At 70.3% G+C, this 24,053-nt stretch carries 22 protein-coding genes; 16 read left to right on the forward strand and 6 right to left on the reverse strand.

Going from position 1 to position 24,053, the window contains the following annotated elements; all coding sequences use genetic code 11:
- Nucleotides 1-109 precede the first annotated feature (109 nt).
- From paaA to ACI3KX_RS06825, 6 genes are all read left to right on the forward strand, one after another.
- On the forward strand, nt 110-1,102 hold the full coding sequence (gene paaA, locus ACI3KX_RS06800; RefSeq protein ID WP_404908965.1) for a 1,2-phenylacetyl-CoA epoxidase subunit PaaA: 993 nt from the start codon (nt 110-112) through the stop codon (nt 1,100-1,102).
- Nucleotides 1,099-1,404, forward strand: a complete 306-nt coding sequence (gene paaB / locus ACI3KX_RS06805) for a 1,2-phenylacetyl-CoA epoxidase subunit PaaB (protein WP_363357958.1) — start codon at nt 1,099-1,101, stop codon at nt 1,402-1,404. Before paaA ends, paaB begins: the two co-directional genes overlap by 4 nt.
- Nucleotides 1,405-1,556: 152 nt before the next feature.
- Entirely contained in the window at nt 1,557-2,354 is a 798-nt protein-coding gene (paaC, locus tag ACI3KX_RS06810; RefSeq protein WP_404908969.1) for a 1,2-phenylacetyl-CoA epoxidase subunit PaaC, read from the forward strand.
- A gap of 128 nt (nt 2,355-2,482) precedes the next feature.
- Nucleotides 2,483-2,998 (forward strand): 1,2-phenylacetyl-CoA epoxidase subunit PaaD, encoded by a 516-nt coding sequence (gene paaD / locus ACI3KX_RS06815; RefSeq protein ID WP_404909075.1) that lies wholly within the window; start codon nt 2,483-2,485, stop codon nt 2,996-2,998.
- Nucleotides 2,998-4,215: a 1,2-phenylacetyl-CoA epoxidase subunit PaaE gene (gene paaE, locus ACI3KX_RS06820; RefSeq protein WP_404908972.1), complete on the forward strand. Its 1,218-nt coding sequence runs from the start codon at nt 2,998-3,000 to the stop codon at nt 4,213-4,215. Before paaD ends, paaE begins: the two co-directional genes overlap by 1 nt.
- Before the next feature lie 9 nt (nt 4,216-4,224).
- Complete coding sequence (locus tag ACI3KX_RS06825; protein ID WP_404908975.1) at nt 4,225-4,986, forward strand: enoyl-CoA hydratase/isomerase family protein; 762 nt, start codon at nt 4,225-4,227, stop codon at nt 4,984-4,986.
- A gap of 184 nt (nt 4,987-5,170) precedes the next feature.
- Here ACI3KX_RS06825 and ACI3KX_RS06830 read toward each other — a convergent pair whose 3' ends face one another.
- Nucleotides 5,171-5,893, reverse strand: a complete 723-nt coding sequence (locus ACI3KX_RS06830; RefSeq protein ID WP_404908978.1) for a TetR/AcrR family transcriptional regulator C-terminal domain-containing protein — start codon at nt 5,891-5,893, stop codon at nt 5,171-5,173.
- A gap of 87 nt (nt 5,894-5,980) precedes the next feature.
- Here ACI3KX_RS06830 and ACI3KX_RS06835 point away from each other — a divergent pair, with 87 nt between their 5' ends.
- Entirely contained in the window at nt 5,981-7,162 is a 1,182-nt protein-coding gene (locus ACI3KX_RS06835; RefSeq protein ID WP_404908981.1) for an FAD-dependent monooxygenase, read from the forward strand.
- A gap of 72 nt (nt 7,163-7,234) precedes the next feature.
- On the opposite strand, the gene ACI3KX_RS06840 is transcribed toward ACI3KX_RS06835, so the two are convergent.
- The gene (locus ACI3KX_RS06840) at nt 7,235-8,887 is read right to left on the reverse strand and encodes a thiamine pyrophosphate-binding protein (RefSeq protein ID WP_404908983.1); all 1,653 of its coding nucleotides are present in this window, start codon (nt 8,885-8,887) and stop codon (nt 7,235-7,237) included.
- 158 nt (nt 8,888-9,045) lie between these two features.
- On the opposite strand from ACI3KX_RS06840, the gene ACI3KX_RS06845 reads away from it, so the two are divergent.
- Nucleotides 9,046-9,354 (forward strand): hypothetical protein, encoded by a 309-nt coding sequence (locus ACI3KX_RS06845; protein WP_404908986.1) that lies wholly within the window; start codon nt 9,046-9,048, stop codon nt 9,352-9,354.
- 89 nt (nt 9,355-9,443) lie between these two features.
- On the opposite strand, the gene ACI3KX_RS06850 is transcribed toward ACI3KX_RS06845, so the two are convergent.
- The gene (locus tag ACI3KX_RS06850; protein WP_404908989.1) at nt 9,444-10,154 is read right to left on the reverse strand and encodes an IclR family transcriptional regulator; all 711 of its coding nucleotides are present in this window, start codon (nt 10,152-10,154) and stop codon (nt 9,444-9,446) included.
- Nucleotides 10,155-10,315: 161 nt separating this feature from the next.
- Between ACI3KX_RS06850 and ACI3KX_RS06855 the strand changes: the two genes are divergently transcribed.
- From ACI3KX_RS06855 to ACI3KX_RS06870, 4 genes are all read left to right on the forward strand, one after another.
- On the forward strand, nt 10,316-12,244 hold the full coding sequence (locus ACI3KX_RS06855) for an FAD-dependent monooxygenase (RefSeq protein WP_404908992.1): 1,929 nt from the start codon (nt 10,316-10,318) through the stop codon (nt 12,242-12,244).
- Nucleotides 12,245-12,403: 159 nt separating this feature from the next.
- Entirely contained in the window at nt 12,404-13,873 is a 1,470-nt protein-coding gene (locus ACI3KX_RS06860; RefSeq protein ID WP_404909077.1) for an NAD-dependent succinate-semialdehyde dehydrogenase, read from the forward strand.
- Nucleotides 13,874-14,038: 165 nt separating this feature from the next.
- Nucleotides 14,039-14,710 carry a VOC family protein gene (locus ACI3KX_RS06865; RefSeq protein ID WP_404908995.1) on the forward strand — a complete coding sequence of 224 codons (672 nt, stop codon included), beginning with the start codon at nt 14,039-14,041 and terminating at the stop codon, nt 14,708-14,710.
- 223 nt (nt 14,711-14,933) lie between these two features.
- A complete protein-coding gene (locus ACI3KX_RS06870) occupies nt 14,934-15,884 on the forward strand; it encodes a manganese catalase family protein (RefSeq protein WP_404908998.1) in 951 nt (316 codons plus the stop codon).
- 74 nt (nt 15,885-15,958) lie between these two features.
- On the opposite strand, the gene ACI3KX_RS06875 is transcribed toward ACI3KX_RS06870, so the two are convergent.
- Nucleotides 15,959-16,324, reverse strand: coding sequence for a DoxX family protein (locus ACI3KX_RS06875; RefSeq protein WP_363357948.1), 366 nt, complete (start codon nt 16,322-16,324; stop codon nt 15,959-15,961).
- A gap of 111 nt (nt 16,325-16,435) precedes the next feature.
- Between ACI3KX_RS06875 and ACI3KX_RS06880 the strand changes: the two genes are divergently transcribed.
- Entirely contained in the window at nt 16,436-16,867 is a 432-nt protein-coding gene (locus tag ACI3KX_RS06880) for a helix-turn-helix domain-containing protein (RefSeq protein ID WP_363357947.1), read from the forward strand.
- Between the two features lie 50 nt (nt 16,868-16,917).
- Complete coding sequence (locus tag ACI3KX_RS06885; protein WP_404909001.1) at nt 16,918-18,000, forward strand: winged helix DNA-binding domain-containing protein; 1,083 nt, start codon at nt 16,918-16,920, stop codon at nt 17,998-18,000.
- A 33-nt stretch (nt 18,001-18,033) separates the two neighbouring features.
- Here the strand turns inward: ACI3KX_RS06885 and ACI3KX_RS06890 are convergent, their stop codons facing one another.
- Entirely contained in the window at nt 18,034-19,470 is a 1,437-nt protein-coding gene (locus ACI3KX_RS06890; protein ID WP_363357945.1) for a helix-turn-helix domain-containing protein, read from the reverse strand.
- A gap of 141 nt (nt 19,471-19,611) precedes the next feature.
- Between ACI3KX_RS06890 and ACI3KX_RS06895 the strand changes: the two genes are divergently transcribed.
- Both ACI3KX_RS06895 and ACI3KX_RS06900 read left to right on the forward strand, forming a co-directional pair.
- The gene (locus ACI3KX_RS06895) at nt 19,612-21,510 is read left to right on the forward strand and encodes a phosphoenolpyruvate carboxykinase (GTP) (protein WP_363357944.1); all 1,899 of its coding nucleotides are present in this window, start codon (nt 19,612-19,614) and stop codon (nt 21,508-21,510) included.
- Nucleotides 21,511-21,740: 230 nt separating this feature from the next.
- Nucleotides 21,741-22,037 (forward strand): hypothetical protein, encoded by a 297-nt coding sequence (locus ACI3KX_RS06900; protein ID WP_363357943.1) that lies wholly within the window; start codon nt 21,741-21,743, stop codon nt 22,035-22,037.
- 3 nt (nt 22,038-22,040) lie between these two features.
- Here the strand turns inward: ACI3KX_RS06900 and ACI3KX_RS06905 are convergent, their stop codons facing one another.
- Nucleotides 22,041-24,044: an ABC transporter ATP-binding protein gene (locus tag ACI3KX_RS06905; RefSeq protein ID WP_404909006.1), complete on the reverse strand. Its 2,004-nt coding sequence runs from the start codon at nt 24,042-24,044 to the stop codon at nt 22,041-22,043.
- Between the last annotated feature and the right edge of the window lie 9 nt (nt 24,045-24,053).

Genomic DNA, 24,053 nt, shown 5'->3' on the forward strand with positions numbered 1-24,053 from the left:
GGCCGCGGCATCCGTCCTGGGTTAGACTTACTGAACGAACGGTCTGTAATCCTTCGACAGGCTCAGGAGCCGCGGAGGACAGGCTCACGAACCGGAAACGGAGTCGATGATGACGACCGATGTGCTGATCGACGAGGCTGCCGAGCAGGCGGCCTTCGACGCGATCATCGAGGCGGATTCGCGCATCGAGCCTCGCGACTGGATGCCGGCCGCGTATCGCAAGACCCTGATCCGGCAGATCTCGCAGCACGCGCACTCCGAGATCATCGGCATGCAGCCCGAGGGCAACTGGATCACCCGGGCGCCGAGCCTCAAGCGCAAGGCGATCCTGATGGCCAAGGTGCAGGACGAAGCCGGTCACGGGCTGTACCTGTACTCCGCCGCGCAGACCCTCGGCATCACGCGGGACGAGATGACCGAGCAGCTCATCGAGGGCCGTGCGCGCTATTCGTCGATCTTCAACTACCCGACGCCGACCTGGGCCGACATGGGGGCGATCGGCTGGCTCGTCGACGGCGCCGCGATCTGCAATCAGGTGCCGCTGTGCCGTGCCTCGTACGGCCCGTACGGCCGGGCGATGGTGCGCATCTGCAAGGAGGAGTCGTTCCACCAGCGGCAGGGATTCGAGATCCTGCTGACGCTCATGCAGGGAACGCCCGCGCAGCGGCAGATGGCGCAGGATGCCGTCGACCGCTGGTACTGGCCCTCGCTCATGATGTTCGGGCCCCCCGACGACGAGTCGCCCAACTCGGCGCAGTCCATGGCGTGGAAGATCAAGCGGTTCTCGAACGACGACCTGCGGCAGCGGTTCATCGGGATGCTGGTGCCCCAGGCCGAGGTGCTGGGCGTGACGCTCCCCGACCCCGAGCTGCGGTGGGACGAGAAGGCGGACCGCTGGCACACGAGCGAGATCGACTGGACGGAGTTCCACGAGGTGCTCGCCGGCCGCGGGCCGATGAACGTCGAGCGCATCCGGCACCGCCGGACCGCGCACGAGGACGGCGCCTGGGTGCGCGAGGCGGCCGCCGAGTACGCGCGCAAGCAGGCCGGCATCCGGTCGTTGAGCGAGCGAGGAACGAACGGGAACGAGGTGGCGCGATGACGACGTCAGGCGCCTCGCCGCGCGAGTCATGGCCGCTGTGGGAGGTGTTCGTCCGCGCCGGACGCGGCCTCAGCCACGTGCACGCGGGCTCACTGCACGCACCCGACGCCGACTTCGCGCTGCGCAATGCCCGCGATGTCTACACGCGCCGGAGCGAGGGCACGTCGATCTGGGTGGTTCCCGCCGATGCGATCACGACGAGCGACCCCGACTCCAAGGGCGCGTTCTTCGAGAGCCCCGCCGGCAAGAACTACCGCCACGCCACGTACTACACGGCGTCCGAGGGGGTGCCGCACCTGTGATCCACGTGCATCCCGACGGCCGGGGAGTTTCGTCTCCGCGTTTCGACTCGCAGGCTCGCTCGACGACCGCAACACCGCCGGGCGTTGAGCGACCGAGGAACGAGGGAGGCGAAACGTCGCGACCCGATCTCCGAGCCGACGCGCACGGCGAGGTGACCGTCGAGCGCGTGGAGCTGTCGGCCGAGCTCGCGGGGGGTGAGGGCCGCGCCGCCACGCCTGACGTCGCCGAGTACGCGCTCTGGCTGGGCGACGACGCGCTGATCCTCTCGCAGCAGCTCGGCGTGTGGATCGCACGAGCCCCCGAACTCGAAGAGGACGTGGCACTCGCCAACATCGCGCTCGACCTGCTCGGACACGCGCGCTCGTTCCTGCGCTACGCGGGCACCTACGACGACCGCACCGAGGACGACCTCGCGTACTGGCGCGAAGAACCGGAGTTCCGCTGCGCCTGGCTGTTCCAGCAGCCCAACGGAGACTTCGCGCAGACGATGGCTCGCCAGCTGGCGGCATCCGTCTACCTCTTCGAGCTATACACCGCGCTGCAGAACTCGTCCGATGAGACGCTCGCCGCGATCGCGGCCAAGGCGGTCAAGGAGGTCGAATACCACCGCGACCACGCCGTGCAGTGGACGCTGCGCCTGGCCGGCGGTACCGACGAGTCCCGCCGCCGCATGATCCGCGCGGTGGGCGACGTCTGGCCGTACGTCGGCGAGCTCTTCCGCGACGAGCCGCTCATCGACCGGCTCGACGACGTCGCGGTACGGCCGTCGACCCTGCAGCCGGCGTTCGACGCCGTCATCGCCGCGGTGTTCGCGGACGCGCAGCTCGAGCTCCCGTCCGCACCGATGTCGTCGGCGGGCGGTCGCCACGGTTCGCACTTCTCGACCCTGGGGTACCTCCTCGCCGAGATGCAGGTGCTCGCCCGGCAGCATCCGGGGGTGACATGGTGACCGGCTCCGCAGCTTCCCCCGCCCGCCCCGTACCGTTTGCAGGATCGGCGGGCTCGGCGGCGCGCACATCCGCGGAATCCCGCGGGTCCGCATCGGCACCGGCCGTGGCGATCCTGCGCACGGTACGCGTGGAGGCTCAGACAGGGGGAGCCGAGGATGCCGCTGGTCTCAGGGCGCGCGCGTGGGCGGTGGCGGCATCCGTTCCGGATCCCGAACTGCCGGTGCTCACCATCGAGGATCTCGGGGTGCTCCGTGACGTCGTGGTCGACGGCGCACACGCCACGGTGACGATCACGCCGACGTACTCGGGATGCCCGGCGATGGACGCGATCCGCGACGACGTCGTGCTTGCGCTGACCGCGGCCGGATTCGACGACGTCGACGTGCGGCTCGTGCTCGCACCCGCCTGGACGACGGACTGGATGACGGATGCCGGCAAGCGCAAGCTCGTCGACTACGGCATCGCGCCGCCGACCGGGCGTGCCGGGGCCACCGGCCCGATCCGCCTGGCGCTGTCGGTACGGTGCCCCCGCTGCGGTTCGCTCGACACCCGCGAGATCGCCCGATTCGGCTCCACCTCGTGCAAGGCGCTGTACGAGTGCCGCGCCTGCCTCGAGCCCTTCGACCACTTCAAGGTGCACTGATGGATCGAGACCATCCGCCCGGGTCGAACCACGGGGTCTCGGCGGGGGAGAACCAGCGCATCGCCGAGACGCTGCTCACGACCGCGGTGGGCGGTCCGCGTGGCAGCCGGCACCGTGCGCGCTTCCACACACTGCGGGTGGCCGCCGTCAGGCCGCTCACCGACGCCTCGGTCGAGGTGACGTTCGCGATCCCGGAAGAGGTGCGCGGCGAGTTCGACTACCTGGCGGGACAGCACGTGGCGCTGCGCACGATCCTCGACGGCCACGAACTGCGCCGCTCGTACTCGCTGTGCCGAGCGGAGGATGCGGGCGGCGGGGGCGACGGTCCGCGCACGATCAGCGTCGCGATCAAGCGCGATCTCGGCGGACGCTTCTCGACGTGGGCGCAGACCGAGCTGCACGCGGGCGACGAGATCGACGTGATGAGCCCGCAGGGCACCTTCACCTCGAAGCTCGCCGACCTCGACGGCGCGCACGTCGCCGGCATCGCGGCAGGGTCGGGCATCACGCCGTTGATGGCGCTCGCCGCGACGGTGCTCGCGCGGTCCGACACCTCGCAGTTCACCCTCGTCTATACGAACCGCTCGAGCCTCGACGTGATGTTCCTGGACGAGCTCTCGGACCTCAAGGATCGCTACCCGACGCGGCTCGCCCTGCACCATGTGCTGTCGCGCGAGCAGCGCACCGCACCACTGCTGTCGGGCCGCATCGACGAGCCGCGCCTGCGGCGCATCCTCGAGGAGCTCGTGCTGCCCGATACCGTCGACGAGTGGTTCCTCTGCGGGCCGTTCGAGCTCGTCCAGCTCTGCCGCGACACGCTCGCCGACATCGGCGTCGACCCCGCGCACGTGCGCTACGAGCTGTTCACGACCGGCGAGGGGGAGCGGGCCGAGCCCGCGGCCGGCCGCCCGGTGGTGGTCGCCGAGGATGAACCGGTGCGTCGCATCGAGTTCACCCTCGACGGCCAGTCGCAGGCCGTCGACAGCCCGGTGGCCGCGCACGAGTCCATCCTCAACGCGGCGCTGCGCGTGCGCCCGGACGTGCCGTTCGCGTGCGCCGGCGGCGTCTGCGGCACCTGCCGCGCACGGCTGCTGCAGGGCTCGGTGACCATGACCGAGAACTACGCGCTCGAGCCCGACGAGCTCGAGCGCGGTTACGTGCTCACCTGTCAGTCCCATCCCACGACCGACACCGTCGTGGTCGACTACGACGTCTAGGAGGACGAGTTGATCGAGCTTTCCATCGTCGGCGATGTGGCCGAGGTCGTGCTCAATGCGCCCGAGAAGCTCAACGCCCTGTCGCTGCGCGAACTGGGAGAGATGGATGCCGCCTACCGCGCGGCCGAAGACGCCGGCGTGCGGGCTCTACTGCTGCGAGCCGAAGGCCGGGCCTTCTGCGCCGGTCGCGACATCGCCGGCGTCGACCCCGAGACCGACGATGTGCCCGAGTACCTCACGGGCGTCGAGACGCTCATGCGGCGGATCGCGGCGTTCCCCGCTCCGACGTTCGCGGCTGTGCACGGCGCATGCCTCGGAGTGGGGCTGGGACTCGCCATCGCGACCGACGTCGTCTACGTCGCCGACGACGCCAAGATCGGATCGCCCTTCGCGAGCCTCGGCGCGATGCTCGACTCGGGCGGTCACGCGCTCCTCTACGAGCGGCTCGGAGCGCATCGCGCGCTCGACCTGATCTATACCGGCGAGCTCATGAGCGGCGCCGAGGCCGTCGCGGCCGGACTCTTCAGCCGCGCCATGCCGGTCGAGGAGGTGTTCGACTTCACGCAGCAGCGGGCGTCGGTCGCGGCATCCGGCCCCACCGCCGCCTTCGTGGCGTCGAAGCGCCTCATCGCGCGTCTGCGGGGTGAGCGCCTGTGGGATGCAGTCTCCGAAGAAGCACGCGGGCAAGAGGCGCTGCGCACCACCGCCGACTACCGCGAGGGGTTCCAGGCCTTCCAGCAGAAGCGCCGCCCCGACTTCCGCGGTGAGTGACCCTCACGATCCGGCGTCCAGGGGGTCGCGTTGCGTGGGTTCGCTCGGTGGGATGCCGCGTGTTGTGACACCCGAGCGGCGGGATGGGGGAATCGGGGGTCGCGTTGCGTGGGTTCGCTCGGTGGAATGCCGCGTGTCGTGACACCCGAGCCGCGGGGTCGAAGGATCACGCGACGTCGAAGGATCACGCGACGTCGGAGCTCGTCCGCTCGGCGATGAGCGCCGCGACCCCCGCCAGCAGGCGCTCGATGCCGAAATGCAGCGCTGCGTCGCGGTCGCCGTCGCGCGCGGCGTCGGCGAAGGCGGCCGACGTGCGCGGATAGTCGGCGGAACGCGCCGCCAGCACCGGCCCCAGCTGGGCGGCGAGATTCTGCTCGGGATGGGGTCCTTCCGCCTGCTGCCGCACCATCGACTGCGCATGGCCGGCCAGGAGCGCCAGCAGGTCGAGTCGCTCACCGCCGCCGAGCGGCAGCTCGCTCATCGCCTCCAGCCCCCGCTCGTACCACGCCAGCTCTCCCGGACCGGGAACGTGAGGACGCTGGGCGAGCGTGACCGCCCAGGGGTGCGCAACGGCGCGCTCATGCAAGGCCAGCGTCCACGCCGTCAGCGCGGCGCGCCAATCAGCGTCCGATGATGCGGGCGGCCCGCCGAGGGACCGGTCGAGGAGCACCGCGTCGAGCTCGGTGCGTCCCGGAACGTAGCGGTACAGCGCCATCTTGGCGGTTCCGAGCCGTTCCGCGACGCGCTGCATCGTGACGGCATCGAGTCCGTCCTCGTCGGCGATCGCCGTCGCCGCGGCCACGATCGCGTCGATCGTGAATTTCGGTCGCGGGCCGCGCCTGCCCACGGCTGGCTCGTGCCACAGGAGCTGCACGGATGCCGCGACGCCGTCCTCAGGGGATGCCATGCCGACCTCCTTCGAGTATTGCGTCCAGCGTACGCGAATAGATACTGTGTCTAAAGGACGCAATTAATCAGGAGTCAGGAAAGAGACATGACCAACAGGACAGTGCTCATCTCGGGAGCGAGCATCGCCGGACCCGCCCTTGCCCGCTGGCTCGGCCGCAACGGATTCGACGTCACCGTCGTCGAGAAGGCGCCGGCCGTGCGCCCCGGCGGTCAGGCGGTCGACTTCAAGGGCCGCACCCATCGTGACGTGCTGACGCGCATGGGGGTGCTCGCCGACGTGCAGGCCGCGCAGACCGCGAGGACGGACTGGCGGATGGTGGATGCCGAGGACCGCGTCAGTGCCGTCGTGCCGGGGGAGTTCATCGGCGGCGATCTCGAGATCCTGCGGGGCGACCTCACCGGAATCCTGCACCGCGACTCGGTCGGCGACGCGGAGTACATCTTCGGCGACGAGATCGTCGCGATGACCGAGACCGCGACCGGAGTCGATGTCGCATTCGCCGGGCGCGCCGCTCGGCGCTTCGACCTGGTGATCGGCGCAGATGGCGTGCACTCGGCGGTGCGACGGCTGGCCTTCGGCCCGGAGGAGGACTTCGTCGAGCCGCTCGGCTGTTACTACGCCGTCGCGAGCGGTGAGGAGCCGCTCGACGGCCTCGAGACGCGGCTTCCCGATGGCCGCTCAGTGGCGTACGGCTACAGCACGCCCGGGCGCCTTGCTCTCCTCGGCGGGCAGAAGGCGCCGAACCTCTTCGTCTTCCGCGCCGCGCGGCCGGACTACGACCGGCGCGACACGTCCTCGCAGCGGCGCTTCCTGACGGACGCCTACGCCGGCGTCGGCTGGCGCGTTCCCGCGGCGCTCGAGGCAGTGGCCACGGCATCCGACTTCTACCTCGACGCTCTGACCCGTACGCGCATGTCGACGTTCACACGCGGACGCACGGCGCTCGTCGGCGACGCCGGCTATGCGAATACGCTCGGCGGGTTCGGGACGGGCCTCGCCATCGTGGGCGCCTATGTCCTCGCCGGCGAGCTGGTGGCGGCACGCGGAGACCACGAGACGGCATTCGCCGCGTACGACAGGCGGATGCGCAAGCCGACGAAGATCGCGCGGACGGGTGACGCGGGGCCCTTCCTGGCACCGACGTCGACGTGGCGCATACGCATGCGCGACTGGTCGTTCCGCAACGCGCTGATGTATCGGATGATGCTGTGGATCACCGACGCGTTCGCCACGGACGCCGGTCTGCCGGACTACGACCTGCGCTGAGCGGCGGTGGCCGGTGGCCGGTGCACGACGCGGCGGCAGGAGGCATCCGCTCTCCGCCCGCGGGAGCAGCGCTCAGGAGTTCACGCGGATGATCTCGCGCTGGTACGGCGCCACGACCGTGCCCGAGATGCGGCAGTCCAGCACCAGGAACGGGCGGGATGCCGCGGGCTCGGCGACCCACGTCGCCAGGCGCTCCAGATCGTCGAGGCCGCGCACGACCACGCCCTCGGCGCCGACGCCCGCTGCGAGGGCCGCGAAGTCCACCTCGGGGATGAGCATGGGCTCCTGCGCGAGGCCCTTGAGCCCGTAGAGGTTCACTTCGGCGCCGTACGCGGCATCGTTCCAGACGACCGCGAGTCCGCGCCCGCCCGCGACCCGCACCGCGGACTCGAGGTCGGCGAGGGCCATGAGCCCACCGCCGTCTCCGGTCGTGAGCACGACGGTGGCCGACGGCTTCGCGAGCGCCGCGCCGGGGACCGACGGCCAGCCCAGCCCGATCGACTGGAACGCCGTCCCGACCATGATCATCCGATCGGGGGAGGCGACCGGCCAGTACATGTTCGCCCAGCCGATGAAGTGCCCGCCGTCCGACACGACCACGCGGTCCTCGGGCAGCAGCTCGCCGATCCGGGTCGCGACCGATCGGGGGTCGAGCCGACCGTCGGGTGCCACGCCCTCGCCGGGGTCGTATGCGCGAAGCGGCATGATGTCCACGGCCTCGCGCCAGCCGCTCTGTCCGGCGCCCCGCCCCCGCAGTCCGTCCGCGACCGCGCGCGCGACCGTCGCGGCATCCCCGCGCACATATCCGCCCACGTGGGGGTGGGTGGCTGCCGGCGCCACATCCACCTGGAACACACGCGTGCCGGGCGCGAAGAGGTCGCCGAACCGCATCGTGAACTGGTTGAGGGACGCCCCGAACACGACCGCCACGTCGGCCTCGCGCACCAGCTCCATGGCGCCTTCGGCGCCGAAGCCTCCCGTCACGCCGAGGTCGAACTCGCTGCGGGGGAAGATGCACCGGCCGAGCGCGGTCGAGGCAGTGATGGCGCCGACGGCATCGGCGACCTCACCCAGCGCCTCACCCGCGCCCGATATCCAGGCGCCGTGACCGGCGAGCAGGAACGGGCGCTCGGCCGACGCCAGTGCCTCGACGATCCGCTCGACGGCGCTCTCTGCGAACGGTCCGGCCGGCACCAGCGGCCCGGGCAGGCGAGGCTCAGGAGCCTCGGGCACCGGGCCCGCGTCGCGCGCCGCCACGTCGTACGGGATCGCGAGCACCGTCGGCACACGGTAGGTGAGCGCGTGCTCGATCGCGATGACCGTCGTGGCCGCGGCATCCGCTCGCCCGACGGTGTACGTCCGCGCGCCGACGGCCGACGCGAGGGCGATCTGGTCGACGTCCCACGGGCGCGGACCCGATGTCGGCTCGTCGCCGACGACGAGCACGAGCGGAACATGCGCCTGCACCGCCTCGGCGAGGGCGGTGAGCGTGTTCGTGAAGCCGGCGCCGTACGTCGCGGTCGCCGCCGCGAGCCGGCCCGAGGCGCGGTGGTAGGCGTCGGCGGCCACGACGCCGCCCGCCTCGTGGCGCACGGCGGTGAAGTGCACCTCGGTGGAGCGCTCCAGCGCGTCGAGGAAGTAGGCGTTGCCGTTGCCCATGACGCCGAAGACGTGGTCGATGTGACGGGCGAGGGTGAGGGCGACGTGGGCCGAGACGGTGCTCATGGCGGGGGGGGCGGGGACGGCGGTGCCTTTCGAGACGGAACGGATGATGAGGCCGTATGTGTCTCGCGCGTGCGCGCTGCGTGCCCATTTTTCGAGCACAGGCGGGCGTCGATGCCGCCGGACGTGTCGAGTATAGGTCTTCCGCCAAGATGGGAGTCATGAAGACGATCCAGCTGCGCCGGTACACGCTCGTCGACGGGGAGTACGACGCCTTCGTCGCCTGGTGGAACGAGTGGATGCCGAAGGTGCGGCCCGCCGCCGGTTTCGCCATCGAGTTCGCCTACGGCCTGCCCGAGACGAACGAGTTCGTGTGGGCGGTCAGCGCCCCCGGTGACGCGGAGGCGTTCCTCGCCCTCGAAAAGGAGTACCTGGCATCCGAAGGGCGCGCCGAGGCGTTCGCCGGCGTGCCGCAGCGCGTCGCCGAGCACAACATCCGCCTGGTCACCGAGTACCCCACGACGGCGTAGCCGAACCCGCGGCTTCGAGGAACCTGCCGTCCAGGAAACGCAGGTTCCGGGCATCCCGAACCTGCGAAACCTGGACCGCATCCCCGGGATCAGCCGCCGAGCGCGTCGCGGATCGCGGTCGCCGACTCAGTCAGCCGGGCCGCGATCTCGTCGTCGCTGTGCGCGCTGGCCACGAACACGACGGCGATCGCCGCCGGTCCGCGTCCGCGCACGGCGAGCGGTACCGCGACGGCGCGCAGGCTCGGGATGACCTCGTCGTGGCTGGTCGCGAAGCCGCGGGCGGCGGCATCCCGCACCTCCGCCGCCAGCGCTGCCGACACATCGCCCGGCCACGACGGCTCGGGCAGCAGCGACAGGATCGCCTTGCCCGGCGCGCCGCGCGTGGTCGGATGCCGTGTGCCCGGCCGCTGCGCGACGGGGTTCACGGCGTGCCGCGGCTCGACGCTCGAGAGCGTCACGCACTCGTCGTGGTCGAGCACGGCGAGGAAGCAGGTCACGCCCAGGTCGCCCGCGACCGCGGTGAGCTCGGGGAGGGCCTCTGCCTGCAGGTCGTGCGCCACGCCCGCGGCGAGGGCGGCCATCCGCGCACCGAGCTCGACGCGGCCGGCGGGATCCCGCTCGACCAGCCCGTGATCCTCGAGCGTGCGCAGCAGCCGGTAGGCGACCGAGCGGTGCACGTCGAGCCGCTGGGCGATCTCGTCGATCGACAGCGGCCCGCGCGCCTCGGCGAGCACTTCGAGGATCCGGATGCCGCGGCTCAGGGTCTGCGAGGCGGGAGCGGTGGAGGTGGCAGGGGACACGGGGCTCGCTGTCTCGTCGCACGGCGGTCTTGCCGCGTCGACGCGGGTCGTATACGATCTGTTCAATAGTAGAACGGCGTGTTCGAATATAGAACACGGCGATCCTCAGTACAAGCTCCCAGGCCACAAGCCCTCGACACCGTCGTCCGAGGAGGACACCGATGCAGTTCCACCACCACGGCTACGTCTCGGCCGACCCGCGGGTGCAGGATGCCGCCGGCACCGGCGTCGATCGCCCCGCCGCACTGCCGGACGAGGTGGACGTGCTGATCGTCGGATCCGGCCCCGCCGGCATGCTGCTCGCCGCCCAGATGTCGCAGTTCCCCGGCGTCACGACCCGCATCATCGAGCGCCGCGAGGGACGCCTGGTGCTCGGCCAGGCCGACGGCATCCAGCCGCGCAGCGTCGAGACGTTCCAGGCGTTCGGATTCGCCGAGCGCATCGTCGCCGAGGCGTACAACATCGCCTACATGAACTTCTGGGGCCCCGACCCCGAGAACCCGCGCAACATCATCCGCACCGCGCGCACCGAGGACTACGCCTTCAAGATCAGCGAGTTCCCGCATCTCATCGTGAACCAGGCGCGCGTGCTCGACTACTTCGCCGAGGCCGCAGCCCTCGGCCCCGGCCGCATCGTCCCCGACTACGGCATCGAGTTCGTCGGCCTCACCGTGCACGACAACGCAGGCGAGGGCGCCGACGCGCACCCGGTCGAGGTGCGCGTGAAGTACGCCGCGGGTGAGCACGCCGGCGAGGAGCGCACCGTGCGCGCCAAGTACGTCGTCGGCTCCGACGGCGCGCGCAGCGGGGTGCGCGAGGCGATCGGCCGCTCGCACGTCGGAGCGTTCGCGGCACACGCGTGGGGTGTCATGGACGTCCTCGTCAACACGGACTTCCCGGACTGGCGCACCAAGTGCGCGATCAACTCCGAGGCCGGCAACATCCTCCACATACCGCGCGAAGGCGGCTACCTCAGCCGCATGTACATCGATCTGGGCGAGGTGGCCAGCGACGACGACCACCGCGTGCGTCAGACGCCGATCGAGGAGATCATCCGCCGCGCCAACGAGATCCTCCATCCGTACACGATCGACGTGAAGCAGGTCGCGTGGCACAGCGTGTACGAAGTGGGCCATCGCGTCACCGACAAGTTCGACGACGTCGACGTCGACCAGGGCCACGACCCGCGCGTGTTCCTCACCGGCGACGCCTGCCACACGCACAGCGCCAAGGCCGGACAGGGCATGAACGTCTCGATGCAGGACGGCTTCAACCTCGGCTGGAAGCTCGGGCATGTCCTCACCGGCCTCAGTCCTGCCTCCCTGCTCTCGACGTACTCGGCCGAGCGTCAGCCCGTCGCGCAGCAGCTCATCGATTTCGACCGCGAGTGGTCGGCGCTCATGGCGCGCAAGCCCGAGGAGATCTCCGACCCGCAGGAACTCGCCACGTTCTACCTCGGCACCGCCGAGTTCCCCTCCGGGTTCATGACGCAGTACGGCCCGTCGATGATCGTGACGGATGCCGCGCACCAGCAGCTCGCCGAGGGCTTCCCGCTGGGCAAGCGCTTCAAGTCCGTCGAGGTCGTCCGGGTGTGCGACGGCAACGCCGTGCATCTCGGTCACCACGCCAGGGCCGACGGTCGCTGGCGCGTGTATGCCTTCGCCGACGCCCCGGCGGCGGGGGAGGCATCCGTTCTCTCGGACTGGGCGGAGTTCATGGCGTCGCCGCAGTCGCCCGTGCACCGCTTCACGCCGGAGGGCGCCGACATCGACGCCGTCTTCGACGTGAAGGTCGTCTACCAGCAGCGCTTCGACGACGTCGACATCTCACGGGTACCCGAGCTGTTCCTGCCGCGGACGGGACCGCTCGGACTCATCGACTGGGAGAAGGTCTACGCGGCGGCGCCCAGCGCCTGGACCACCGACGACATCTTCGAGGAGCGCGGGCTCTCGCGCGACGGCGTCGTCATCGTGGTCCGCCCCGACCAGTACGTCGCCGCCGTGCTCCCGCTCCAGGCGACCGACGAGCTCGCCGCCTTCTTCGCCCAGGTGTTCCTGCCCCAGCACGAGCCGGCGACCGTCGCCGGCTGAGTGCGTCCGCGGCGGCGAAACAACACACAGAGCTGTACATCGCGTATATCGGCCGCTGCGGCGGCGGCGGGCAGAATTGGCCCGGTAGACATCGACAGAACGGATGCCGTGAATACGCGGCGTCCGTGAAACGACAAGGGAGTCCCCGTGACCACGACGATCACCGAAACCCGTGAGTCCGAGCTGCTGGCGTCCGTGCCCGACGGGCTGTTCATCGGCGGGCAGTGGCGCGCGGCATCCGGCGACAAGACGCTGAAGGTCTACGACCCCGCCAACGGCGAGGTCGTGAAGGAGATCGCCAACGCGTCGCCCGAGGACGGCAAGGCCGCGCTCGATGCGGCGGTCGAGGCGTTCCCCGGGTGGGCGGCGACGCCGGCGCGCGAGCGTGCCGAGATCCTGCGTCGTGCGTTCGATCTGCTGCAGGAGCGCAAGGAGGACTTCGCGCTGCTGATGACGATCGAGATGGGCAAGCCGTTGGCGGAGGCGCGCGGCGAGGTCGCGTATGGCGGCGAGTTCCTGCGCTGGTTCAGCGAGGAGACGGCCCGGGTGCAGGGCCGCTACGGCGCGAACCCCGAGGGCACCGGTCGCATGATCGTGTCGCAGCATCCGGTGGGTCCGTGCTTCCTGATCACGCCGTGGAACTTCCCGCTCGCGATGGCGACCCGCAAGATCGCGCCGGCCCTGGCCGCGGGCTGCACCGTGGTGATCAAGCCCGCCGAGCTCACGCCGCTGACCACGCTGTTCTTCGCGAAGCTGCTCGAGGACGCGGGCCTGCCCAAGGGCGTCGTCAACGTGTTCACCACGTCGACCTCGGGCGCCGTGTCGGAGCCGATCATCCGCGATCCGCGCCTGCGCAAGCTGTCGTTCACCGGGTCGACGCAGGTCGGTCAGCGGCTGCTCGAGCAGGCCGCCCAGGGCGTGCTTCGCACGTCGATGGAGCTCGGCGGCAACGCGCCGTTCGTGGTCTTCGACGACGCCGATCTCGACAAGGCGGTGGACGGCGCGATGCTTGCGAAGTTCCGCAACATCGGCCAGGCGTGCACCGCGGCGAACCGGTTCATCGTGCACCGCTCGGTCGCCGACGAGTTCGCGCGCCGCGTGACCGAGCGGGTGAACGGCTTCACGGTCGGCCGCGGCACTGAGGAGGGCGTGACCATCGGCCCGCTGATCGATGACCGTGCGGTCGCCAAGGCGTCGCAGCTGGTGCAGGATGCCGTCTCGCGCGGCGCGAAGGTCGCCACCGGCGGCAACGAGATCGACGGGCCGGGGACGTTCTACGAGCCGACCGTCGTCACCGACGTGCAGCCGGGGTCCGACATCCTCCGCGAGGAGATCTTCGGACCGGTGCTCGCCATCATCCCGTTCGACACCGAGGACGACGCCGTGCGCCTCGCGAACGACACCGAGTACGGTCTCGTCTCGTACGTCTTCACCGAGAGCCTCGCCCGCGGGCAGCGCATGATCGAGCGCCTCGAGACCGGCATGATGGGCCTGAACATGGGCGTCGTCTCCAACGCCGCCGCGCCGTTCGGCGGCTGGAAGATGTCGGGCCTGGGCCGCGAGGGCGGCGCCGAGGGCATCCACGAGTACCTGCAGACGAAGTACACCCTCACACCCAACCCGTTCTGACCCCGCCTGAATCGAAGACACGAGATGAGCGGATGCCCGGGGAGGGGCATCCGCTCATCTCTCTGTTCGCTTCGGCGCGTGGGGCGTGAAGATCGGACGCCGCTGAGCCGTCCCGTGTGTCCAGGCCTCCGACTACCCTGGGCGCAGACAAGCGAAGGAGCTCCCATGGGCGAGTCGACGAGCGGATCGGGCTGGATCACCCCGGCCGAGTTCCACCGAGCGCCGGGGGTCTCGGACTGGCGCGTCACAGGCAGAGGCCCCCAGGCCGTCTTCACCTCGACATCGCTGTCCCACGCGGCGGGGCTCCTCGCCCCGGTCATCACGGCCGCCGAGCGATTCGGGGTACTGCCCGACGTCGACGTGCGTCCCGAGGGTGTCGTCGTGCGCATCCCTCACCGCGGCCCGGAGGGGACCCCCGCGGCCGCCGTGGAGTTCGCCGCTGCCGTCTCCCGAGCCGCCGCCGAGCTGCAGCTGACGCCCGATCCCTCGCTCGCGCAGTCGATCGGCATCTACGTCGCCCAGCACTCCCAGGCCGATGTGCGACCGTTCTTCACCGCCGCGCTGGGCTACGAGGCCTTCGGAGACACGGATGCCGTCGACCCGCTTCGCTGCGGGCCGCAGCTCGCCTTCAACCCGATCAGCGGCGACACTCCGGCGAGGGGCCGGACGCACTTCGACGTCTTCGTGCCGGCCGACCAGGCCCGCGCGCGGGTGGATGCAGCGCTCGCCGCCGGCGGCAGACTGGTCGACGACTCGCACGCGCCCGCGTGGTGGTCGCTCGCATCGCCCGACAACCACGGCGTCGACATCGCGGCCTGGACCGACACCCACGACTGACCTGCACCCGTCGCCGTGGAGTCCACGGCTGCCATCGATGCCGTTCCGAGCCTGATCGACCGCGCCGGCTCGGCGCTCCCGCGCGCCCTGGCTAACGCGCTCCTCGAAGGTCGGAAGGGAGGCCGCGCGATAGTACGCGCCGTCGCCAGCCGTGTCCATCCCGGTGCCGACGTCGGATCAGGACCACAACGTAGAGGCCACGTCCACGTCGGAAAGGAACCTCATGTACTTCCACCTCCAGAATCTGATCAACCCCATCGAGCAGGACGAGCCGGATCCCGCCGCGGCGAACGCGCTGCAGGAGGGTCTGGGTGGTCAGTTCGGCGAGATGCGCACGATGATGCAATACCTGTTCCAGAGCATCAACTTTCGCGGAACCAGCGCGAAGCCCTACAAGGACCTCATCCAGGGCATCGGCACCGAGGAGATCAGTCACGTCGAGTTGATCGGCACGACGATCGCGCGGCTGCTCGACGGCTCTCCTGCATACCAGGGTCAGAAGGGGGACCCGCTCGACCTACCGGGTGCGGGCGGCGCGACCCCGCTGAGCATCGCGCTGGACCACGGCAACATCCACCACTATCTGGTCGGCGCTCAGGGCGCGCTGCCGGTGGACGCGGTCGGATACCCGTGGAGCGGCAGCTATGTCTACAACTCGGGCAACCTCGTCCTTGATCTGCTCTACAACCTCATGCTCGAATCCACCGGTCGCCTGCAGAAATGCCGGCTGTACGAGATGACTGACAACAAGACCGCGCGATCCACGATCTCGTACCTGATCGTGCGGGACCAGGCGCACGAGAACGCCTACGCCAAGGCCCTCGAAACGCTGGGCGTCAACTGGAGGAGCACCCTTCCGATCCCCAAGACCAACGCCGAGCGCTTCCCCGAGGTGAAGCGGCTCCTCGACCTGGGCCTTCAGAGCAAGCAGTTCTCCTTCGACCTCGGGGACCAGTCGCAGGCCGGAAAGATCTTCCAAGGCATGTCGCCGTCCGGAGACGACACGAACCTCGACGCCAGCGAGCAAGCGCCCGAGGGCGTGCCCATCGAGATCGCGCCGGAGCGGCCCGAGGAGTTCTCTCCCGGCGCCGACCAGGACCTCATCGCGCTCATCGAAGCGACGGCGGCGATGGAGATGGCCGACATCGATGCCACCTTCGGCCGACTCGGCTGAGCTGGGCGCATATTCAGAGCGAGGAGAGCGGATGCCGCGAGCCGCGCATCCGCTCTCCCGCATGTCATCGGGGATCAGAGCACGACGAGGAAGCCCAGCACCGCACTGGCTGCCGAGAGCACGGCGAGGACGATCGACGGCGTCGCGTTCTCCTTGCGACGGGCGTGGACGACGATTGCGCCGACCATGACGATGGTGAGCGCCGCGGCGGCGATCGGGGTGAGGATCGGCGCGATGCCCGTGAGCAGCGGGAGGATCAGGCCGAGGCCGCCGATGAGTTCGGCGGCGCCGATGAGCTTGACGGTCGGGTCGGCGAAGTCGTCGGCCCAGGTCATGCCGCTCGCGACCAGGGCGGGCTTCGGACGGGCGATCTTCATCGAACCGGCCGCGATGAACGCGAGCGCGAGCAGGCCGTTGAGGATCCAGAGGGCGATGGTCATGGGTGCTCCAGGGAGAGATCGTGGGGTCTGTTACTGTTTGTAAGCAACCCCATGATGCGTCACTCGAAAGACGCGTACAAAAGGCACACGGATGTAAGTAGGTGACATCGGATGGCGAAGGCACTCACCGTCGAGGTCGCGGGTACGCCCGCGCTCACCGGGTACGAGCGTTCGTGCGAGGGTGACCCGTCCGGCACGGATCACGGGCGCGCGATCCGCGATGTGCTCGACCGCATCGGCGACAAGTGGTCGCTGCTCGTCATCGGCACCCTGCGCGGCGAGCGTCTGCGGTTCACCGAGCTCCAGCGCCACATCCCGGGCATCTCGCAGCGCATGCTGACGCTCACGCTTCGCCAGCTCGAGCGGGACGGGCTCATCACCCGCACCGTCCACGCCGAGGTGCCGCCGCGCGTCGAGTACGAGCTCACCGAGCTCGGCGGCACCCTCATCCAGCACGCCAGGGCGCTCGCCGACTGGGCGATCGAGAACCAGTCGAGCATCGAGGAATCCCGAGCGGCCTACGACGACGCACATCAGCGCTGACCACCCGATCGCGGACACCGCACGTCCGCGGCCTGCGCCATGATGGGCGGATGGACGCAGCCTCGACCACGCGCGACGAACGGCTCCGGTCCCATCGGCTGAGCGCTCCCGCGCGGAGCGTCGCGGACGCAGCGCGCCACATGCTGGCGACGCAGGGCCAGGAGTTCTGGGGCGGGCGCTGGGCGCTGGCGGCCCGCACGAGCGGCCGGACCACGATCCGCGACGTGGATGCGGCGTTCGACCGCGGCGAGATCGTGCGGTCGTGGACCATGCGGGGGACGATCCACGTCATCCCCGCCGAAGACCTCGCGTGGGTGCTGTCCATCACGGGGGAGCGGCAGCGTCGGCAGGCGGCGGCCGTCCACCGCGCGGAGGGCATCGACGGGCCGGAGCTCGACCGGGCCGAGGCGGCCGTGCGCGCCGCCCTCGGCGGCGGCAACCGCCTGACGCGCAAGGAGCTCTTCGAGGTGCTCGAGCTCGCGGGTGTCTCGACCGCCAAGCAGCGCGGCTACCATCTGCTCGTCGCGCTGTCGCTGCGCGGAGTGGTGTGCCAGGGACCTGTCGTGCCCCGCGAGAGCGGTCCGACCCGCGAGCAGTCCCTCGTGCTCGTCGACGAGTGGGTGCGCGAGCCGGCGACGCCGGCGGATCCGCTCGCAGAGTACTTCTTCCGCTTCATCGCCTCGCACGGGCCGGCAGGCGCCCGGGACTTCGCGTGGTGGTCGTCGCTGCCGCTCGGGACCGCCCGCAGCGCGGCGGAGGCGGCATCCGATCGCCTGGTCGTCGTGGGCGACGAACCCGAGCCGCAGTACATCGTCGCGGGCAAGCGACCCCGGCTCGTGCCGACCGCGCCCCAGGTCGTCGCGCTCCCGCCGTTCGAGGAGTACTACATCTCGTACGCCGATCGCACGGTCCCGTGCGCGCCGGAGTTCCTGACCGCCATCGGTCCGAGCATGAACGGGATCGTGCGGCCGATCATCGTGGCCCGCGGCCAGATCGTGGGTGTCTGGACCCACTCGGTCGCCGTCGGACGCCACGCCGACGATCCGATCCCCGAGCTGTTCACCGCCGAGCTGTCGACCGACGAGGAAGTCGCGGCCGCGCTCGACCGCTACCGCGACTTCATCACCGCCTAGCGCCCTTCGACAGGCTCAGGGACCGGGTTCCCGTCAGGCGTGGCGGTCGAGGAAGTCGTAGACCTCGTTGTCGTCGACGCCGGGGAACGCGCCACGGGGGAGCGGCGAGAACATCTGCATGTGCACGCGCGCGCTCGGCCATGCCTTGCCCGACCAGCGCTCCGAGACGTCGGAGGCGACGCGTCGACAGCACGACTCGTCGGGGCAGGTGGAGGTGGCGCGCTTCTGCGTCTCGCGTCCGCGGAACCACCGCGCGTCGTCGAAGGGCACTCCGACGGTGATCGAGAACTCGCCCGCCGAGGTGCTGCCGGTCTGCGTCGAGCACCAGTAGGTGCCCGCGGGGGTGTCGGTGTACTGGTAGTGCTCGGTCGTGCGGTTCTGCTCCGAGAACGCGGCGCGCGCCGAGAACCTGCGGCAGGCGATCTGCCCGTCGACGGCGCCGGTGACGTCCATCGGCAGGGGCAGGTCGTCGTTCTCGTAGACGCGTGAGATGGCTCCCGAGCCGTCGACGCGGAGGAAGTGCAGCTTGATCCCCAGGTGGTGGGTCGCGAGGTTGGTCAGGCGCATGCCCGCCGCCTCGTGGGTCACACCGAACGCGTCGCGGAAGTCCTCGACCGCGAGGTTGCGGTCCTTCTTGGCCTGCTGGAGGAACGCGACCGACGCGGTCTCGGGCATGAGGCAGCACGCCGCGTAGTAGTTGATCTCGAGCCGCTGCTGCAGGAAGTCGGCGTAGTCGGTCGGGCGCTTGTGCCCGAGCAGGCGGTGGGCCATCGCCTGCAGCGCCATCGATCGCAGGCCATGACCGCCGGGGATGGATGCCGGGGGCAGGTAGATGCGGCCGTGCTCGAGGTCCGTCACCGAGCGGGTCGAGTGCGGCAGGTCGTTGACGTAGATGAGCTCGAAGCCGAGCTTCTCGGCCATGATGCTGACGGTGCGGTGGGTGAGCGCGCCCGAGACGTGCCCGGCAGACTTGAGCTGCTTCTCGGCGAGCTTCTCGATCTCGGGCAGGTAGTTGTCGCGCGCGCGCATCATGAGACGCAGCTCGGTGTTGGCGCGACGCGCCTCCTCGGGGGTGGCGATGGCCTCGCGCTCCCGGCGCTGCAGCTCGCGGTGCAGGCCCAGGACCGACTCGAGCGTGTCGTCGCTCATGCCCTTCGACACCTTGATCGGCGGCACGCCCAGCTGGCGGAAGACCGAGCTGGTCTGCGCGCGCTCGAGCTCGATCTCGAGCGCCGCCCGCCGGTTCGGCGGCTCGGTCGACAGGAGCTCGGCCACATCGACGCCGGTGGCGGTGGCGATCGCCTGGAGGAGCGAGAGCTTCGGCTCGCGCTTGCCGTTCTCGATGAGGCTGAGCTGGCTTCCGGCGACGCCGACCAGGGCTCCGAGCTCATCCAGGGTGTAGCCGTGGGCCAGACGCTGATGGCGGATGCGGTGGCCCAGGGTCGACAGTTCCAGGGAGGTGGGGGGCATTCCTTGATCGTAGCGAAAGAATCGCGACTCTTGACGCGAGGTTTCGTGGGAAGAGGCATCCATCAGGGTCGAAAGTAGAGGAAGAGCACGAATCTGCATCGTCGAAACCATCCGACGGTCGAATCAACGAGGAGCGACACCATGGCCCTTGCCGACATCTTCACCCGGACCGAAGGCTCCGCTTCCACCGCGCATCCCACTGCCACATCGAACGGCACCACGCGGACGTATGGCGAACTGCCGACCGTTCAGGGCGAGGGCATGGTCGCACTGCGCGCCTGGGTCGACGAGATCGCCGCGCTCACCCGGCCCGCCCGCGTGCACTGGGTCGACGGTTCGCGTGCCGAGAACGACGCGCTGCTGCGCGAGATGGTCGACGAGGGGAAGCTCATCAAGCTCAACCCCGAGTGGCGCCCGGGCTCCTACCTCGCACGGTCGCACCCCAGCGACGTCGCTCGCACCGAGGGGCGCACCTTCATCGCCTCCGAACGCGAGGAGGACGCCGGCCCGACCAACAACTGGGCCGCGCCCGACGAGATCCGCGCCACCATCACTCCGCTGTTCGAGGGCTCGATGGTCGGCCGCACGATGTACGTCGTGCCGTTCTCGATGGGCCCCGTCGGCGGGCCGCTCTCGCACATCGGCGTGCAGGTCACCGACAGCGCCTACGCCGTCACCTCGATCGGCATCATGACCCGCGTGGGCACCGACGTGCTGCGCGAGATCGCCGGCGGAGCCCCCTGGGTCAAGACGGTGCACTCGGTGGGCGCGCCGCTGCAGCCCGGCCAGGCCGACGTCGCGTGGCCCTGCAACGACGAGAAGTACATCGTGCACTTCCCCGACACCCTCGAGGTCTGGTCGTACGGGTCGGGCTACGGCGGCAACGCGATCCTCGCAAAGAAGTGCTTCGCCCTCCGCATCGCCTCGGTCATCGGCCGCGACGAGGGCTGGCTCGCCGAGCACATGCTGCTCATCCGGGTGATCGACCCGGCAGGACGCGCCTACCATCTCGCCGCAGCCTTCCCGTCGGCATGCGGCAAGACGAACCTCGCGATGCTCCGCCCGACCATCCCGGGCTGGCGCGTCGAGACCCTCGGCGACGACATCGCGTGGCTGCGTCCGGGCGAGGACGGCCGCCTCTGGGCCATCAACCCCGAGGCGGGCTTCTTCGGCGTCGCGCCGGGTACCGGCGCCTCGACCAACGTGACCGCGGTCGAGACGCTCTGGGGCAACACGATCTTCACCAACGTCGCGCTGCGTCCCGACGGCGACGTCTGGTGGGAGGGCCTGACCGACGAGCCGCCGGCAGAGCTCACCGACTGGGAGGGCAACCCGTGGACACCGGCATCCGGTCGCCCCGCCGCCCACCCGAACTCGCGCTTCACCGTCGCCGCCGCGCAGTGCCCGCAGATCGCCGACGACTGGGACGCGCCGCAGGGCGTGCCGCTCGACGCTATCCTCTTCGGCGGGCGCCGCGCCACCAACGTGCCGCTCGTCGTCGAGGCCACCGACTGGACCCACGGCGTCTTCATGGGCTCGAACGTCTCGTCCGAGCGCACCGCGGCCGCCGAGGGCACCGTCGGCGAGCTGCGCCGCGACCCGTTCGCGATGCTGCCGTTCTGCGGCTACAACATGGCCGACTACTTCGCGCACTGGCTGAAGGTCGGGCAGAAGCTGCGGTTCGACCGCGCGCCGCGCGTGTTCCAGGTGAACTGGTTCCGCAAGGGCACGGACGGACGCTTCCTGTGGCCGGGCTTCGGCGACAACTCGCGCGTGATCGACTGGATCATCCGTCGCATCGAGGGTGAGGTCGGCGCCGTCGAGAGTCCGATCGGTCGCCTTCCGCGCGCCGAGGACCTCGATCTCGAGGGCACCGACGTGTCGAAGGCCGATCTCGACGAGCTCTTCGCCGTCGACCCGCAGCTGTGGTTGCAGGAGGCCGACCTCACCGAGGAGTTCTACCGCACCTTCGAGGGACGCGTCCCCGCTCCACTGTGGGCCGAGCTCGCCGCCCTGCGGTACCGCCTGCAGCGCGCCTGACCTCGGCGGACTCCCGCTCCACGAAGAGCGGATGCCCCGGCCTCACCTGTGCGGTGGCCGGGGCATCCTTCGTCGTGCACCTCTACCGAGCTCCCCGCGCGCTCGGTCCGTGTTCACTTGCGCTGAACGTACGTCGACACGCGGTCCGGGCGTACGTTCAGCGCAAGTGAACCGGTTCATGTGGGCGGCGATGAGCAGCGGGCCGCGACGGTGGTGGCAGGATGACGCACATGGCCGATTCCGAGATCATCCTGTGCTGCCTGCTCTGGGCTCACCCCGGTGCTGAAGACGCGCTCGTCGCCTACGAGGACGGCGTGCTCGCTCTGCTGCCCGACCACGGGATCGTGCTCGACGTCCGTGCCGTCGGCGACGGGATGCAGGGCCGCCCGCTCGAGACCCAGGTCTACCGCATCCCGAACCAGGCCGCGCTGGACGCTTACCTGGCCGATCCTCGCCGCACCGCGAACGCCGCCGAGCGCGACCGCGTCATCGCGCGGACCGAGCTGTTCCCCGTGACGCTGCGCTGAGGCTCAGACCAGCAGCTGGTGCTTCGCGAGGTCGCGGTAGAGCGGCGTCGTCCGCACCAGTTCGGAGTGCGTGCCCTGCCCGACGACCTGGCCGTGGTCCATGACGACGATGTGGTCGCTGTCGACGACGGTCGAGAGGCGATGGGCGATCACGATGAGCGTGCGGCCGGCGGCGACCGCGTCGATCGCCTCGCGCATCCGCTGCTCGTTGAGCCCGTCGAGCGACGAGGTCGACTCGTCCAGCAGCAGGATCGGGGGAGCGGCCAGCAGCGCCCGCGCGATCGCGAGACGCTGGCGCTCGCCGCCCGAGAGCATGACGCCCGACTCGCCCACCGGAGCGTCGACGCCGAGCGGGTTGCGGTCGAGCACGTCGCCGAGATTCACGGCGCGCAGCACCGTTTCGCACTCGGCATCCGACGCCTCGGGCGACGCCAGTCGCAGGTTGTCGCCGATCGTCCCGGCGAGGGTCGGGGCGTCCTGCTCGACGTAGCCGAGCTGTGCGCGCAGCGCGTCGCGGTCGAGAGCGCGCACGTCGGTGCCGTCCAGCAGGATGGCGCCGTCCGTCGGGTCGTAGAAGCGCTCGATGAGCGCGAGGGTCGTGCTCTTGCCGGCGCCCGACGGGCCGACGAGCGCGACGCGCGCACCCCGCGGCACCGAGAACGACACGCCCCGCAGCACGTCGGCATCGGCGGAGGCGGATGCCGCGGCATCCGTCCGTCCTTCCGCGTGAGCCACCGCAGACTCGTCGCCGAGCGCGATGGTGGACGTGTCGACGTGGGCGCTCTCGAGCACCGCGCGCGCCTCGGACTCCGCCTTGCGACGCGCCTCGACGACGTTCTCGGGGTAGCGGAACCGTACGTCGCGGAACTCGATCGCCGCCTCGGCGGCGGCATCCGAGCCAGACGGCGTCTCGGCCGCGCGCACCCGGGCAGCGACCTCGGCGTCGCTCTGCGACTCGGTCGGCAGGTCCAGCACCTCCTGGATACGGCCCAAGGCGCCGAGCGCCTGGCTCACCGACGTGATCGCGCCGAAGAACGAGCCGAGAGGCGCGATCAGCATGAACAGGAACATGATGAAGGTCACGAGGCTGGCGATCGACAGCGCACCGGTCGCGACGCGGAAGCCGCCGAGACCGATCACGACCAGCAGCGAGACCTGCAGCGCGATGCCGGCGATCGGCACGACGAGCGCCGACACCTTGGCGATGCGGACGCCGACGGTGTAGGCATCCGTCGCCTGCGCGGTGACCGACTCGACCTCGCGGTCCGTCGCACCCGACGCGCGCACCGTGCGGATCGACCCGACGGCGCGCTCGACACCCGAGGCGAGCGCGCCCACCTTCTCCTGCTGCTCGGTGGACGCGGTGCGGATGCGGCCGCTCAGAGTCACGACTCCGAGCACCGAGATGCCGATCACGAGCACGATGATCCCGAGCAGCACCGGATCGATGAGCGCCATCGCGATCAGGGCGCCGGCGAACAGCAGTGCGTTGCCGATGGAGTCGGCGAGGCCCTGGGTGAGCGCGGCGTAGAGGAGGGTCGTGTCGCTGCCGACGCGCGAAACGATGTCGCCGGTGCGACGCGCGTCGAACTCGCTGATCGGCAGATGCAGGATGCGGGCGATGAGCCGGCGTCGGCTGGAGTACACGACGGCAGTGCCGGTGCGCTGCAGCAGGTAGTGCTGCCAGCCCGAGATGAGCGACGAGAGCAGCACGAACCCGACGAGCGCCCAGATCAGAACGCCGAGGTCGAGATTGTCCTGCACCCGGGTGATGACCTCGCCCACGAGCAGCGGCTGCACCAGCGACGTGCCCGCGCTCAGGATGCTGAGCACGACCACCACAGCGAGAGTGCGCTTGTGCTCGAAGAGGTAGGGCAGCAGCTGCGCGAAGCTCGCGCGCGGGCCTTCCTGGTTCTTGCCGCGCCGCCCGCGTCCGCGCGATGGGCGCGGCGAGGACGCCGCGGGGGATGCGGCGGCGGGGGCTTCGTCGAGTTCGGCGGAGGGCATGGGTGTACC

This window comes from Microbacterium sp. ZW CA_36, from assembly GCF_044987475.1.
Taxonomy (GTDB): Bacteria; Actinomycetota; Actinomycetes; order Actinomycetales; family Microbacteriaceae; genus Microbacterium.

What these genes read in the sequence shown, in the direction of transcription:
- ACI3KX_RS06905 (WP_404909006.1), bottom strand. Translation starts at nt 24,044, where the DNA reads ATGCCCTCCGCCGAACTCGACGAAGCCCCCGCCGCCGCATCCCCCGCG.
- ACI3KX_RS06865 (WP_404908995.1), top strand. Translation starts at nt 14,039, where the DNA reads ATGGGCGAGTCGACGAGCGGATCGGGCTGGATCACCCCGGCCGAGTTC.
- ACI3KX_RS06855 (WP_404908992.1), top strand. Translation starts at nt 10,316, where the DNA reads ATGCAGTTCCACCACCACGGCTACGTCTCGGCCGACCCGCGGGTGCAG.
- ACI3KX_RS06835 (WP_404908981.1), top strand. Translation starts at nt 5,981, where the DNA reads ATGACCAACAGGACAGTGCTCATCTCGGGAGCGAGCATCGCCGGACCC.
- ACI3KX_RS06845 (WP_404908986.1), top strand. Translation starts at nt 9,046, where the DNA reads ATGAAGACGATCCAGCTGCGCCGGTACACGCTCGTCGACGGGGAGTAC.
- ACI3KX_RS06880 (WP_363357947.1), top strand. Translation starts at nt 16,436, where the DNA reads ATGGCGAAGGCACTCACCGTCGAGGTCGCGGGTACGCCCGCGCTCACC.
- ACI3KX_RS06885 (WP_404909001.1), top strand. Translation starts at nt 16,918, where the DNA reads ATGGACGCAGCCTCGACCACGCGCGACGAACGGCTCCGGTCCCATCGG.
- paaE (WP_404908972.1), top strand. Translation starts at nt 2,998, where the DNA reads ATGGATCGAGACCATCCGCCCGGGTCGAACCACGGGGTCTCGGCGGGG.
- paaA (WP_404908965.1), top strand. Translation starts at nt 110, where the DNA reads ATGACGACCGATGTGCTGATCGACGAGGCTGCCGAGCAGGCGGCCTTC.
- paaB (WP_363357958.1), top strand. Translation starts at nt 1,099, where the DNA reads ATGACGACGTCAGGCGCCTCGCCGCGCGAGTCATGGCCGCTGTGGGAG.
- ACI3KX_RS06870 (WP_404908998.1), top strand. Translation starts at nt 14,934, where the DNA reads ATGTACTTCCACCTCCAGAATCTGATCAACCCCATCGAGCAGGACGAG.
- ACI3KX_RS06900 (WP_363357943.1), top strand. Translation starts at nt 21,741, where the DNA reads ATGGCCGATTCCGAGATCATCCTGTGCTGCCTGCTCTGGGCTCACCCC.
- ACI3KX_RS06840 (WP_404908983.1), bottom strand. Translation starts at nt 8,887, where the DNA reads ATGAGCACCGTCTCGGCCCACGTCGCCCTCACCCTCGCCCGTCACATC.
- ACI3KX_RS06890 (WP_363357945.1), bottom strand. Translation starts at nt 19,470, where the DNA reads ATGCCCCCCACCTCCCTGGAACTGTCGACCCTGGGCCACCGCATCCGC.
- ACI3KX_RS06895 (WP_363357944.1), top strand. Translation starts at nt 19,612, where the DNA reads ATGGCCCTTGCCGACATCTTCACCCGGACCGAAGGCTCCGCTTCCACC.
- ACI3KX_RS06875 (WP_363357948.1), bottom strand. Translation starts at nt 16,324, where the DNA reads ATGACCATCGCCCTCTGGATCCTCAACGGCCTGCTCGCGCTCGCGTTC.
- ACI3KX_RS06830 (WP_404908978.1), bottom strand. Translation starts at nt 5,893, where the DNA reads ATGGCATCCCCTGAGGACGGCGTCGCGGCATCCGTGCAGCTCCTGTGG.